A 12,066-nucleotide genomic window follows, 5' to 3' on the forward strand; every position below is an offset into this window, starting at 1 on the left:
CCGGGGTCGGCCCGGGTATTCGTGCAGGTGAGGCAAGCGCAGGCGATGGCTGATTCCGGGCGGGCTCCGCGAGCCGCCGATTCCGTGACGAGAGCGCGTGATATCGATCGCGCACAGGTGTCGACCGTGCTTGACGCGGCCTATGCCGAGGGGCAGCTGGGGGCGCAGGAGTATCACGACCGGGTGGCAAGGGCCACGTCGGCGCGGACCCTCGGCGAGCTGAGCGGCCTCACCGCGGACCTGCAATCGCCCGCGGTGTTCGGCGGTCCGGCGGTCACCCACACCCGGCGTCGGCACTTCGCCGAGTACCCGCCCCGCACCAGGGCTCGCGAGCAGGACCGCGAGGCGACCCGCACGGCGCTCGACACCGCGCGCGCCGACGGCCAGCTCGACGCCGACGAACATCGCGCGCTCAGCGAATTGGCCACGGAGGCAAGGACTCTGGGCGATCTGGCGACGCTGGTGGCGGATCTGCAACAGCGGCCCGTCGCGCCCGTCAAACCCCACTCGCGCGACCTGGCCCGGCCGGCGATCGTCGTCGTGGCGGTGCTCGCCGCGATCGGCGGGTTCGTCTGGACGGTGCGCCCCGATACCCCGCCGCCGCTGCCCGTGACGGTGGCGGCGATCGACTTCGACGCGGCCCCACCGCTGGTGATCGACACTCCGTCGCCCGCGACCGTCCCCGGATTCCTGCGGATCCGCGAGGACTACCACGTCAAGTTCGGTGACGTCCTCGTCGACGAACTGGTCCTGCACGACACCCACGCCTCGGTGAAGCGGATCGCCCCCGACAACCCCAACCGCACCGTCGACTACACCTACCGCGGCGGCTTCTCGCGCTCCTCGACCAGCAGCATGTCGCGGGGTCGCGACCAGATCTCCCTCGACCTCGACCAGGTGAACACCGATGCCCTCGGCGCGGTACTGGCCGCGGCGCCGACGACACTGGCCGTACCCGGCGGCGCGGTCAGCCACCTCCGACTCGCGATGGACAGCCGGACCAAGCAACCGCAGATCACCGTCTACGTCCGCAACGAGGCCGACCAATCGGGCCACCTCGTCCTCACTCCCGGCGGCGAGATCGTGTCGACCTACCCGAACAAAGACTGATGAGCCGATGAAGCCTCCCGCCAAGAACCTGCGCGCCCGCGACGCCGACCGCGCCGACGCCTGCGCCCTGCTCGACGCCGCCCTCGCCGACGGCCAACTCACCGCCGCCGAACACGAGTCCCGCACCGCCAAGGCCATGCGCGCCGAGACCTTCGGCGCCATCGACCGGCTCGTCGACGACCTCCAGATCCCGGCCGACCAGGCGAGCACCCCGGTCGCCCGAGGCATTCCGCGCGCCCCCCGCCGCTGGTGGATCCCGGTCGGCATCGTGGCGGGCGCGGCCGTACTCGGATCGCTGGCCGGACTGATCGGGCGCAGCGCCGGCGCCGCCGAACCCGACATCCCCGACCTCACCACCGGCAAGGGTTTCGCCTACTTCCTGGCCGCCTACCAGGCCGAATTCGGGTCCACCGTGGCCGACGAGGCCGTCTTCTATCCCGGATACGTCCTGGTGGAACGCGATTCGGGCAAGCCGGGCAAGCAGGACCGCTGGGACTACCGTCGCGGCGACTTCAGCACCTGGGGCAGCCCCGACAGTCGACCGCCGAGCACCCCGTCGTTCGACCTGAACACCGTCGACATCGCCCGCTATGCCCGCATCATGGCCGGCGCCGCCGACACCGTGCACGTCCCCGACGGCCGGATCTCCCACATCGCCATCCGCTTCCCCTCCAGCCCCAAAGAAGCCCTCCCCGAGATCACCGTCCACGTCAAGAACGAGGCCGAACAGTCCGGCCACTTCACCATCGCCCCCTCCGGCGAACCGATCGCCGTGCACCCGAACACGCGCTGACCTGGTCTCATAACGTCGACGCATCAGTGATATGGGTCATTGACCTATGCCCGTTTATATCGCTCCGATATAGTGGGAACTCGCATCCACGGTTAGGTCCGTTCGGTCTGTCAGACCGACATAGTCAGGGAGTGAGGTCGGCAGTGCTCGAATTGGCGATTCTCGGCCTGCTCCTCGACGCGCCCATGCACGGTTACGAGCTGCGCAAGCGGTTGACGGGCCTGCTCGGAGCGTTCCGGGCCTTCTCCTACGGTTCGCTCTACCCGACGCTGCGCAGGATGCAGACCGACGGGTTGATCGCCGAGGAGCTTCCGGAGGGCGCGATCGCGCGCCGTGCGCGCCGCGTCTATCGGCTCACGCCGGTCGGCCGGGAACGGTTCAACGAACTCCTCGCCGACACCGGTCCGCAGAACTACACCGATGACGGCTTCGGCGTTCACCTCGCCTTCTTCAGCCGCACTCCCGCCGAGGCGCGAATGCGGATCCTGGAAGGCAGGCGGCGTCAGGTCGAGGAGCGCCGAGAGGGTCTGCGGGAAGCGATCAAGAAGGCCAGCGGCTCGCTGGATCGCTACACCCGCCAGCTCCACCAGCTCGGATTGGAATCAAGCGAGCGCGAAGTGCGCTGGCTCAACGAGTTGATTGCGGCGGAGCAATCGACGAAGGCGGCACCACAGAAAGAGGGAAAGAGCGGCCATGAGTGATGTCAACAAGGTTGGGTCCGGCGAAGTACGCGTCGCGATCGTCGGTGTGGGCAACTGCGCATCGTCGCTGGTGCAGGGCGTGCAGTACTACAAGGACGCCGACGAGAACCAGGTCGTTCCTGGCCTCATGCACGTCAAGTTCGGTACGTACCACGTCCGCGACGTGAAGTTCGTGGCCGCGTTCGATGTCGACGCCAAGAAGGTCGGCTTCGACCTGGCCGAGGCCATCTTCGCCAGCGAGAACAACACCATCAAGATCTCCGATGTGCCGCCCACCGACGTGACGGTCCTGCGTGGCCCGACCCTCGACGGCATCGGCAAGTACTACGCCCAGACCATCGAGCAGTCCGAGGCGCCTGCCGTGGACGTCGTCAAGGCGCTCAAGGACGCCGAGGTCGACGTGCTGGTCTCGTACCTGCCCGTGGGCTCGGAGGAAGCCGACAAGTTCTACGCGCAGTGCGCGATCGACGCCGATGTCGCCTTCGTCAACGCGCTGCCGGTCTTCATCGCCTCGGACCCGGTCTGGGCCAAGAAGTTCACCGACGCCGGTGTCCCGATCGTCGGCGACGACATCAAGTCCCAGGTCGGCGCGACCATCACCCACCGCGTGATGGCCAAGCTGTTCGAAGACCGCGGCGTGGTGCTCGATCGCACCTACCAGCTCAATGTCGGCGGCAACATGGACTTCAAGAACATGCTCGAGCGTGAGCGCCTCGAGTCCAAGAAGGTCTCCAAGACCCAGGCCGTGACCTCGAACCTCACCGGTTCGCTCGCGGGCAAGGTCCACGACCGCAACGTCCACATCGGTCCCTCGGACTACGTGGAGTGGCTCGACGACCGCAAGTGGGCCTACGTGCGCCTCGAGGGCCGCGCCTTCGGTGACGCCCCGCTCAACCTCGAGTACAAGCTCGAGGTGTGGGACTCCCCGAACTCGGCCGGCATCATCATCGACGCCGTCCGCGCCGCCAAGATCGCCAAGGACCGCGGCATCGGCGGCCCGGTCATCCCGGCCTCGGCCTACCTGATGAAGTCCCCCCCGGAGCAGATCGCCGACGACGTCGCGCGCACTCAGCTCGAGGCGTTCATCATCGGCGCCGACTAGTCACCACCCGAAAAGAGCCGGTGCGCACGAACTTTCGTGCCCACCGGCTCTTTTTTGTGTCAAAACTTCCAGTTCATCACCTGGCGTGGGGTGACGGTGCTCAGGAAGCGCACGTGCTCGACGGCGTTCACGATCTGCATTCCTTTGGGGGTGAACGAACCACCCAGACCTACTGCCGGGACGCAGCCGTACATCGTGGAGGAGTCCAGGCCGCCCAAGCGTCGGCGTACCCGCCGGAACATCGGCTTGTCATCATCTCCGCGCGTATCCAGCATCTCGATATCAGAATCCAATGCAGCCAATATCTGAACAATGATATCCAGCTCATCGTGCATACTGTCAGACCGATCGACAGGTATCACGAACCCTTCTTGCGGGACGATTTTCAGACTCTTTCCAGTTTCCTTCCCCCACATCGTCATCGTGCCGAATGCGGTCCGTTTGAACGGCACCCACTCGTCGTGAAACGGCATATCCAGACCGGATATCCAGTCATCGACCACCGGCTGCCACTCAGCTGGGTCACACAACCAGAGGAGACCCTCTGCGTATCCAGAGAATCCGATCGTGCGCCAGACGTCCAGCAGTAGATCGGGAACCACGCCGATGTACTTATCAATTATGCAGTGATCGGCTGTCACGCTCATGCACGGGTCCCCCAGGTCCGCCAGCACTCTCTCCAATCCGATATTCTTCAAGGTGCAGCCCTCCTTTCACAGCTCGGAATTTCATAACGAACACTCACTCGATAATCACTGGTGTCGGTACGCTATACTCAGGCTTCGGATCCATCCCAAATTTGGAATTTGTGATCATCAGTGGCTGAATCACTGACTATCTGATCACCCCTAGACACCACGCCACCTGAGCACGACGTCACGGGTCAGAAGTTTACCCGCATCCCGCAATCGCTCGAAACACTCCTCTGGAGCGCATTTCATCCACCTATCCTGGAGCCCCAATTCCCACAACAAATCGTCGATCTCGTCTCCGGTGTGCGTTACCGGAACATCGGCCAGCGTGATGTCTTCACGAATCCCCAGAGAATCATATACCTGCCGCAGTGCGCCAGCCGCCAACCATCGCACTTCCCCGTAGCGGTACGGAATCTGCGTCTTACAAACGGATCTATTACTCAAGAGATCCTTCAAGTGCGGGATCAATCGAGCTTCGGGGTACACCGACTTCTTCAAGCTCCGCAGTGTTATGGCAAGCTCAGGTACAGGTGCTCCGAGCGCCTCGACGAAGTACCTGTACTCTTCATCCTGTTTCACCTGTGTCCAATTGAAAAAATCACTGTCTTCGTCCATATCAGAACTCTCCATCTCTATCTCCAACTTCCCACTCGAAGGTATTTTATACGTTGGAGAAGTTCGGCCTGACTGATTCGAGTTCCTCGCGCCAAACCTAATCGAACGGCACCCGATCCAGTCAACGTTACCATCGCCTCTCCCATCATCCTCCACTCATCGAAACGCGGACTGTTCTTCAATACAACCTCGCCGACGAGCATATGTTTCCGCGCTTCTGGGCGCCTATCGATCGCTGCGGCAACTTCTGGCTTTATCCGAATGTTTCCGTTCGTTACATCGCTGATGATGTCCGTCAAGAATTTGTACTCTTCCCGAAGTGCCTCCGAATGCGCTGCCATGTACGCTTCGTTGAACCGCGCTTCCCACCCTCGTTGTTGCGCAGGTGACATCCTGCTCCAGGACCCTCCCATGAAGTCGAATCCGGTCTCGCGCTCGTTGACTCGAAGTGCTCTGATTTCGGCTGCCTCATGCACGATGTAGCGGACATCACCAACTGAAGCAGTCCCATTTCCGAGTCGAGTCCAAGCGTTGTAATTCTCGGCACTGAACTGAAGTCCACGGCTGTTGAAATTGTATTGTTTTATCTCCCTCAAGATTGATGCATCTATATCGATACCCGCATCGCGTACTGACTGTTGAATTCGACTGATATCGTTACGATTCACTACTTCGAGCCGTGCTCGTTCCACTGCATCATCAAGATGCCGCCCTGCCATATCGGGGAAAACGGATCGCCACCCATCTTCGTCGATTCCGGAAAGTCCCCCACGATGTAGCCCTGCAACGGGCATACGGACTTCAGCGATTGGTGAGATCTCGACTCGCGTTGGGCCTGTCGCATCGCTGGCAAGTCGTTGACTGTCGCTCGCTGTCTGGGTGCGGCGTTCGAGCCCAGCGATCGGCGTCTCTACGACTACATTCGAATTCTCCCCGGCAGATGCACCCAGCGGAGGTGTAGGTCCTGCGGGAACCGGGCCTTCCGGTTGAGTCACTGGTGAATGGCCTGTAACTGTCGGTACCTCCCCACGCGTCGTAGGGCGCGGTCGGCGGTTGTTGACGGCGTCGGCGAGTTCCTGCTCTCGTACGGCTCTGGCGGCGCGGGCGGCATCGACCGCGTTGTCGGCCGAGGTCATGGCCTCCCACAGCTTCGGCGCGACTCTGCGCAACCCCGCCTTGGCGGCCGCTCCGGTGAGAGTGCCGATGCCCGGCAGGATCGACACTGTGTTGATACCCAATTCCGCTGCCGCCCAGGCGATCTCAGCGCCGCTGTGATCGCCGCGATCGTGGGCGGCGTCCCACAGAACGATCGCGGGTCCAACTGTCGACGCGACGAGGAAATCGTTGATTCCTTGTTTCACGTCGTTGGCGGTGAGTCGCGTGCGACTTGCCTCTAGGAACTGTTGACGCAGTTCAGCGGGGCTGTAGATCGACGGGGCGGTGTTGTCGACCTTGCTGAAGGGGTTCGAGGCGACCTCGACCTTTTGTCGTTCGGCGATCCACGTAGCGATCGTCGGGTCCAGCCACGGGATTCCCGCTTGGTTGAGCCGTTGCACGGCGGCGAACCGTTGTTCGATCTCCGCCTGGTTACGGGGCGTGTGCTGCGTCCAGAGCAGGTCGTTGAGCTGTTCGCCCGGCGTGTACATGGCCGCCGCCAGGCGGGCCTGCGCCGCATCGTAGTCCGGCGGACTCCCTGGACCTGCCCATACGACTCGTCCTGCTTCGTATGTTCGTAGGTCCTCGTCGAGCTGCTGACTCGAATAGGTCGAGTTGGTTCGGAATATCGTCTTCGGGTCTGTTATGGACGGCGGTATCACCCCCGGTGCCGGGAGGGGGACCGGGACCGTGCACTCGACGACGACCTCGACCGTGGTGTCCTCACTGATCTCGGTCGTCACGATCGGGGCGAAGCCGGGAACATTCGCGGTGGTCTCGGTGACCTTGATCCCGTTCGTCGAGCTGGTTTCCTGGTTGAGGGTGGCTCCGCTTCCGAGCACGCCGGTGACGATGACGGGCATGACCGAGTTCGGGTTGACCTCGGGAAAGTTCTCTTTTGTGGCCGGGTAGGTCCCGCCTGGCAGAATTCCGAGTTCCTGCATGGGAATCGGCTTCGGGCTCGGTACCGACGGAGCGCTCGGTGGCGTGCTTACAGCCGGCTTGGGCGGCTCAGGCACGGTCGGGGCGGTCGGGATCGGGTTGTCGGTTTCCCTGGGGCGATCGGACCTCTTCTCGGCGAGCTTTTCCTTCGCATCGGGGTCCGAGTAGCCATCCATCTCTCGCTGGACCGGGAGGTCGAGCGGGGCATCGATCGCGTCGGCCAGCGGGGGCGATTGCCGTGCGTTGTCGAGTAGCTTTCGGTTGTTCCAGATCCGATTCAGCTGCCGCGCGGCATCGGCGGGCGACGATACGGAGATGTTGAATACGCGTGGTTCCGAATTACTTTCGTCCAAGTTCTCGGCCGCCGGCCGCAGTGAGTTGCGCCAGGCGATACCCTGCTCGACCCAAGCTGGAACCTCCGGTGGAGTCCTCATCACCGCTCCCTGTCAGGACGGCATCGCGGGAGTGCGAGAGTTCGGTTGCTGGAGACGGTGGTGCGGGAGTCCGGTTTCGACACGGAAACCTCCTTGATGCGGGCACGAAAAAGCCCCGGCTGAGTCAGCCGGGGCTTGAAAGACGTGACGTTGACTGCGCGATGGGCCCGCGCGCGGTGCAGGATGCGGGTGAGCTGCGTCCGCTCCGTCGGTGTATCGACAGGTCGCGGGGTGAACAGGGCCAACTACACCGACGGCATCAGGTCGATGGTCGGGCGGTGGGCGTTCAGGGAGTCGAGCCGCCCGCGCCACGATCGAGTGGCCGCAACAAGGCAGACCGGTCCGCATCACACGTTGAGACGTGCTGGGGTAAATAGAAATTGGCCATAGCGCGGCCCGACCGGTCAATTATCGATCAGCGCGTGCTGTCCGTCAATGGCGAACCCGTTCTCCCTGGTCAGCGGATCAGTTGGCGCGGGACTCGACTCCTCGTCAGCTGAAATTTGTTGCAGCGTAAGCCGGTTGGCGGCGTATTTCGCATCGACCAACGGATGCTCGCGTAGGGGTCGCTGGAGGTCAGGGTGCCCGGCAAGAGCCACAAATGGCGGGACTGAAGATCGGTAGCACATTGCTACACACGTAGCAGCGCGCTACGATTGTCGTATGACGGCACTTCCTGCTCGTGACCTGCGTAATCACACCGCTGAGGTGCTTCGGCGGGTCGAGGCGGGGGAGGAGATCGAGATCCTTCGGGACAATCGGCCGGTCGCGAAGATCATTCCGCTGCCTCGGCGACGGCAGTGGGTTCCCGCTACGGAGGTCATCGGCGAGTTGGTGCGGCTCGGGCCGGACACAACGGGACTCCGCGAAGAACTTCGCGAGGTGCTGACCGAGACGACGGACGACCTGCCGTGGTGAATCCTGAACGCGCGCTGGCGGATACGTCGATCTTCATCGGACTGGAAGCTTCACGATTCGAACCGCGTCAGTTCGATGGCTTCAGCTGGGGCGTCTCGGCCATCACTCTCGGCGAGCTGCGACTCGGCGTGCTGCAGTCGACCGATCCCGAGGTGTCCGCGCGGCGGCTGTCGACCTACCAACTCGCCCAACGTTTTCAACCGCTCGAGGTCGATGAGGCGGTATCCGAGGCATGGGCCCTTCTCGTCTCGCGACTGCGTCAGGCCGGCCGCAAGGTGCCGATCAACGACAGTTGGATCGCGGCGACCGCACTCGCCCACGGAATTCCAGTGGTGACCCAGGACAGTGACTACGACGCCATGCCTGGACTGCGCGTCATCAAGTTATGACGAAACCATCCAGCGTGCAAGACCATTCGCGCACATCGGCTTCCGCCGCTCCGATGCGAGCTCACGATCAGTGTCAGAACTTCCAGTTCATCACCTGACGTGGGGTGACGGTGCTCAGGAAGCGCACATGCTCGACGGCGTTCACGATCTGCATTCCTCGGGGAGTGAACGAGCCGCCCAGACCGACAGCTGGGACGCAGCCGTACATCGTGGATGCGTCGAGATCTCCCAGGCGCTTGTGCACGCGCCGGAACATCGGCTCGTCATCGTCGCCATCCTTGTCCGAGAATTCCCGAACCTCCGGCCTCACATCTAACGCGACCATTACCTGCAGATCGATATCCAGTTCATCGATCATCGATTCCGTTTGATCGACTGGAATTATCAGTCCATTTTGCGTATCGATCGTCAGGCTCTTTCCCGTTCTTGCGCCCCACATGGTGAGCACGCCGAATGCTGTACGAGTGAACGGTGTCCACTGATCATGGAATGGCATTTCCATGTCAGATATCCACTCATCAACCACGGGCTGCCATTCGTCCGGGTTACACAGCCAGAGCAGCCCGTCGGCATACCCGGAGAAACCTACCGCACGCCAAACATCGATCAGCAGCTCCGGGACAACCCCGACATATTTATCGATAATACTGCCGTCAGCTGAAACGACAGAATGTGGCGTTCCCAATCGTGCAATAACCTGTTCAACGCCAATCCTGATCAAGGGTTCAGTCCATTCCGCATTCATCAGTGGTTCTTTATGTCTGAGCGCATACCGTTGATTGCAGCAACTCGTCGTACCTTTTATTCCAGGATTCATGCTCCGGACTCAACGTAACCGCCACGGGATAGCTTGGCGGTGCCGATCCTCGCTTTCGGTACGCCGCGCAGGCCAGAAGGGCATCCGACAGAGGTCCGATCGGATGTCTCCCGACAAGTTCTCGCATCTCTTCGTCTATGGTCCCCCGTTTCGCGGGATCGAACCAGAAGAGATATCGAAAGTAGTCATCGATCAGTTCGGAACAGTAGCGAGTACTGAAATCTCTGGCAGCGTGCGACGGCATCCCCAGCAGCACATCTCGCGTGGGGGCCCCAGCTTCCGGAGCGGAGGGATTGTCGACGAGCCCGATAAGCCTCAGTTCCCAGTCGATCTTATTCTCGACATCACCCTCCTGCCAGCCTTGGCGCTCGAGCTTCTCACGGCTGAATACGCGATAGTCCTCCACCGCAGCCTCAATGGGCGGATTCTGTTCGTAAACTGTACAATTATTGACCACCGCAGGCCCCGAACTCGAAACCGGCCCGGAAGAACTATTCTTGGTGTTGCAGGCAGCGATCGGTAGCACGACCAGTATCACCGCGCTACAAATTGCTCTGGACATAGTGCGGAATCCGATAGTATCGATATACACAATTGCTCCAGCGAGGTTGTATCGAGCACGCCGAATTGATAATAGCCGCATCGTGTTTCGTTGCCAGTCGGATCAACAGATGACACGACCGCGCTGCCACCGGTGCGCTGCGGTCGATCGATCCCGAGGTGTCCGTGGGTGAACACGCTCGCCCGCGGCATCCCGGTGGTGCCCCAGGACAGCGACTACTACGGCGCGCGCAGACTGTGCGTCATCGAGATCTGACGAAACACGATGACGCACAGGCACTTTCGCGCACACCGGCGCTACTTGCCCTACATCCGCAGATAGCGGGATTGGAGTTCGGGTTCGGCGGGGAGCATGTCGAGGTCCAGTTCCCAGGGGTTGCCGGTCCAGGGGTCGAAGAGGGGGGTGCCGGGGAGGGTGGGGAGGTGGCGGCAGGATTGGGTGAGCAGGGAGATGGGGGCGTCGGTGTGGTCGGGGTTGGCGGTGCCGACGATCAGGAGGGAGAGGCCGATGAGGTCGCCGCGGACCATGAGTTGGCCCAGGCGGACTACGTCGCTGGATTGGTAGCCGTGGGGGAAGTCGGCGGCGACGAGGATGCGGTGTTCGGTGGGGGGTACGGCTTGGCCGGTGTTGTAGGCGATTTCGGCCAGTTCGGCCGCGTGGGCCAGGTCTGCGAGGCGGGTGGAGATGTCGCTGTAGTCGGTGATCACCGGGCCCGCGAGCATGGGGGTGAGCGGGGTGGCGAGGGCGCGTAGGCCGCCGGTGAGGTCGATCAGGTCGACCTTGGTGGGGCGGTCGGGGATGGCGGCGACCAGGCGGGCCAGCAGGGCGCCGACCACGCGGGAGGCGGCGGCGGAGGATTCGGTTTCGATCCACAGCGGCCGATTCAGCGGCACCGGAACGCAATACGGGATGCGCAGGCCGCCGCGGTCGAGGGCGTAGAGCTCGCCGAGGCGGATGCCGTCGCTGGGGGCGGCGCGGTGGGTCCAGGCGGGCGCCAGCCAGGAGGCCAGGGCGGCGGGCATGGCGGCGTCGGCTTCGGCGATCTCGCGGGCGAGGTGGTCGCTGTCGCGCCGGTGGTCGGCGTCGGCGGTGGCGACCAGTTCGTCGTGGCGGCGTTGGGCTTTGGTGCGGGCCGCGTCGGCGGCGGGGGTGTTGCGGGTGGCGGGGTTCGACACCGCCTCCGACATTTCCTGATCGAGGCGCTTGGTCGCGTAGTCGCGGGCCGAGGCGAGGGCGGCGGCCGAGCGGGCGGCGTCCTCGAAGATCATCCACATCCGTTGCAGGCCGTGGCCGACCTCGAGCGGAATGCCGGACTGGGGAGCGGGATTCGGTGCGGGACGGGGCGGCTCGGGCTGCCACGCCTGCGCGGGCGCGGGAACGCCGTGCGCGGTGAGCAGTTGGGAGGTGCCGCCGGCGTACCCCTGACCGAGGGCGCGCAGCTTCCAACCGCCGGCGCGGCGGTACACCTCCAGGCAGATCAGCGCGCTCTCACCGGCACTCGGTGAGACCACGAATTCCGCTGTGGGACTGCCGTTCTCGTACAGCGTCGCGGTGACGGTGCCGAGCGTGAAGCCGCCGGAGACGAACAGCAGCACAGCATGACCGTCCGCGCGCACCCCCGACAGCGTCAGATCCACCTGCGCCCCGGCGAGATACACGCCGGGGGCCGAAGGCCGCGACGCGCACACGTGATCGTGCACGTCGCGGACCCGCAGATCCTCGCCCACCACCAACGCCCCGAGTTCCACGGGGCCGGAGGTGCGCGCGGTGAAACGCACGGAATCAGCGGTCAGGGCGGTGTTCTGCCCCGCCTTCAGGTCAATCACAGTCTCT

Annotated in this window: 12 protein-coding genes; 6 read left to right on the plus strand and 6 right to left on the minus strand. The window is 63.4% G+C overall.

Translation table 11 applies throughout. The features are described from left to right. Nucleotides 1-45: 45 nt before the first annotated feature. The 4 genes from ACFP3H_RS10590 to ACFP3H_RS10605 all read left to right on the plus strand — a co-directional run bounded on the left by ACFP3H_RS10590 (nucleotide 46) and on the right by ACFP3H_RS10605 (nucleotide 3,706). Nucleotides 46-1,110, plus strand: coding sequence for a DUF1707 SHOCT-like domain-containing protein (locus tag ACFP3H_RS10590; RefSeq protein WP_378603288.1), 1,065 nt, complete (start codon nucleotides 46-48; stop codon nucleotides 1,108-1,110). A gap of 7 nt (nucleotides 1,111-1,117) precedes the next feature. Further along, nucleotides 1,118-1,903: a DUF1707 SHOCT-like domain-containing protein gene (locus tag ACFP3H_RS10595; RefSeq protein ID WP_378603291.1), complete on the plus strand. Its 786-nt coding sequence runs from the start codon at nucleotides 1,118-1,120 to the stop codon at nucleotides 1,901-1,903. 143 nt (nucleotides 1,904-2,046) lie between these two features. Further along, a complete protein-coding gene (locus tag ACFP3H_RS10600; RefSeq protein WP_189031469.1) occupies nucleotides 2,047-2,604 on the plus strand; it encodes a PadR family transcriptional regulator in 558 nt (185 codons plus the stop codon). Continuing rightward, nucleotides 2,597-3,706 (plus strand): inositol-3-phosphate synthase, encoded by a 1,110-nt coding sequence (locus tag ACFP3H_RS10605; protein WP_378603296.1) that lies wholly within the window; start codon nucleotides 2,597-2,599, stop codon nucleotides 3,704-3,706. Before ACFP3H_RS10600 ends, ACFP3H_RS10605 begins: the two co-directional genes overlap by 8 nt. Nucleotides 3,707-3,765: 59 nt before the next feature. Here ACFP3H_RS10605 and ACFP3H_RS10610 read toward each other — a convergent pair whose 3' ends face one another. The 3 genes from ACFP3H_RS10610 to ACFP3H_RS10620 all read right to left on the minus strand — a co-directional run bounded on the left by ACFP3H_RS10610 (nucleotide 3,766) and on the right by ACFP3H_RS10620 (nucleotide 7,547). After that, nucleotides 3,766-4,404, minus strand: a complete 639-nt coding sequence (locus tag ACFP3H_RS10610; protein ID WP_378603299.1) for a GAD-like domain-containing protein — start codon at nucleotides 4,402-4,404, stop codon at nucleotides 3,766-3,768. A gap of 150 nt (nucleotides 4,405-4,554) precedes the next feature. Continuing rightward, nucleotides 4,555-5,016, minus strand: a complete 462-nt coding sequence (locus tag ACFP3H_RS10615) for a hypothetical protein (RefSeq protein ID WP_378603302.1) — start codon at nucleotides 5,014-5,016, stop codon at nucleotides 4,555-4,557. Nucleotides 5,017-5,033: 17 nt separating this feature from the next. Then, nucleotides 5,034-7,547: a hypothetical protein gene (locus ACFP3H_RS10620; protein ID WP_378603305.1), complete on the minus strand. Its 2,514-nt coding sequence runs from the start codon at nucleotides 7,545-7,547 to the stop codon at nucleotides 5,034-5,036. Nucleotides 7,548-8,210: 663 nt separating this feature from the next. On the opposite strand from ACFP3H_RS10620, the gene ACFP3H_RS10625 reads away from it, so the two are divergent. Both ACFP3H_RS10625 and ACFP3H_RS10630 read left to right on the plus strand, forming a co-directional pair. Then, the gene (locus ACFP3H_RS10625; protein WP_378603308.1) at nucleotides 8,211-8,465 is read left to right on the plus strand and encodes a type II toxin-antitoxin system Phd/YefM family antitoxin; all 255 of its coding nucleotides are present in this window, start codon (nucleotides 8,211-8,213) and stop codon (nucleotides 8,463-8,465) included. Further along, the gene (locus ACFP3H_RS10630) at nucleotides 8,462-8,854 is read left to right on the plus strand and encodes a type II toxin-antitoxin system VapC family toxin (RefSeq protein ID WP_378603703.1); all 393 of its coding nucleotides are present in this window, start codon (nucleotides 8,462-8,464) and stop codon (nucleotides 8,852-8,854) included. Before ACFP3H_RS10625 ends, ACFP3H_RS10630 begins: the two co-directional genes overlap by 4 nt. Before the next feature lie 73 nt (nucleotides 8,855-8,927). On the opposite strand, the gene ACFP3H_RS10635 is transcribed toward ACFP3H_RS10630, so the two are convergent. The 3 genes from ACFP3H_RS10635 to ACFP3H_RS10645 all read right to left on the minus strand — a co-directional run bounded on the left by ACFP3H_RS10635 (nucleotide 8,928) and on the right by ACFP3H_RS10645 (nucleotide 12,059). Then, nucleotides 8,928-9,599 carry a GAD-like domain-containing protein gene (locus ACFP3H_RS10635; RefSeq protein ID WP_378603311.1) on the minus strand — a complete coding sequence of 224 codons (672 nt, stop codon included), beginning with the start codon at nucleotides 9,597-9,599 and terminating at the stop codon, nucleotides 8,928-8,930. Nucleotides 9,600-9,609: 10 nt separating this feature from the next. Continuing rightward, on the minus strand, nucleotides 9,610-10,233 hold the full coding sequence (locus ACFP3H_RS10640; protein ID WP_378603314.1) for a hypothetical protein: 624 nt from the start codon (nucleotides 10,231-10,233) through the stop codon (nucleotides 9,610-9,612). A gap of 305 nt (nucleotides 10,234-10,538) precedes the next feature. Further along, nucleotides 10,539-12,059, minus strand: a complete 1,521-nt coding sequence (locus ACFP3H_RS10645) for a TerD family protein (RefSeq protein WP_378603317.1) — start codon at nucleotides 12,057-12,059, stop codon at nucleotides 10,539-10,541. Nucleotides 12,060-12,066: the final 7 nt, after the last annotated feature.

It is taken from the genome of Nocardia lasii (assembly GCF_042658545.1).
Classification (GTDB): Bacteria; Actinomycetota; Actinomycetes; order Mycobacteriales; family Mycobacteriaceae; genus Nocardia; species Nocardia lasii.

Coding starts and splice junctions, on each gene's coding strand:
- ACFP3H_RS10625 (WP_378603308.1), top strand. CDS start 8,211: ATGACGGCACTTCCTGCTCGTGACCTGCGTAATCACACCGCTGAGGTG.
- ACFP3H_RS10620 (WP_378603305.1), bottom strand. CDS start 7,547: ATGAGGACTCCACCGGAGGTTCCAGCTTGGGTCGAGCAGGGTATCGCC.
- ACFP3H_RS10605 (WP_378603296.1), top strand. CDS start 2,597: ATGAGTGATGTCAACAAGGTTGGGTCCGGCGAAGTACGCGTCGCGATC.
- ACFP3H_RS10590 (WP_378603288.1), top strand. CDS start 46: ATGGCTGATTCCGGGCGGGCTCCGCGAGCCGCCGATTCCGTGACGAGA.
- ACFP3H_RS10595 (WP_378603291.1), top strand. CDS start 1,118: ATGAAGCCTCCCGCCAAGAACCTGCGCGCCCGCGACGCCGACCGCGCC.
- ACFP3H_RS10640 (WP_378603314.1), bottom strand. CDS start 10,233: ATGTCCAGAGCAATTTGTAGCGCGGTGATACTGGTCGTGCTACCGATC.
- ACFP3H_RS10635 (WP_378603311.1), bottom strand. CDS start 9,599: ATGAATGCGGAATGGACTGAACCCTTGATCAGGATTGGCGTTGAACAG.
- ACFP3H_RS10615 (WP_378603302.1), bottom strand. CDS start 5,016: ATGGACGAAGACAGTGATTTTTTCAATTGGACACAGGTGAAACAGGAT.